Annotated in this window: 1 protein-coding gene; it reads right to left on the bottom strand. The window is 27.4% G+C overall.

Annotated elements, in window-relative coordinates:
* Window positions 1-87 precede the first annotated feature (87 nt).
* Window positions 88-408 (bottom strand): TfoX/Sxy family protein, encoded by a 321-nt coding sequence (locus tag H9661_RS19360; RefSeq protein WP_191770448.1) that lies wholly within the window; start codon window positions 406-408, stop codon window positions 88-90.
* Window positions 409-529: the final 121 nt, after the last annotated feature.

Below are 529 nucleotides of genomic sequence, written 5' to 3'. Positions count from 1 at the left end.
ACTTTAGTGAAATAATTATACTTTTAATTTGGACTATGTTTAAGAATATTGTCCATTAAGACTTCACTACAAAGTGGAATTTAAAAATTATTGTTTCTTTTTTACTTTTGAATTAGGAAGTTCCTCATACATATTCATAATCAGTTCATATAGGAACTCTTTATTATCAATGCTATCAACCAAAAGCATTGGCTTTGCACCATCATAAGGCAACTCTTCAATTGCCTCTGGCATTAATTTTCTACTTGAATTGGTTATCTTAACCAAAAAACGATTATCATATATTCCTCCAAAAATTTTTTCTCGATAATATAAAATATATTCTCCCATCATTTTTTTGTAAGAAATATTATCAAGTATATATAATTGTTCAATAATAAAATCTAAATATTCTTGACTAGAAGCCATATCCTATCTCCCTCTCAAACCACTGCACCCCATCCTTGTGGTATTTTTTGTATATTAATTATAGCATAAACACTTTATGATTTCGCTAAATGGTATTTTTGCGAAGTCTATAATTTTAACG

The organism is Clostridium cibarium (genome assembly GCF_014836335.1).
Lineage (GTDB): Bacteria > Bacillota > Clostridia > Clostridiales > Clostridiaceae > Clostridium > Clostridium cibarium.
Note: the sequence above shows the minus strand (reverse complement) of the source record. Positions and strands in the feature narration are given on the sequence as shown.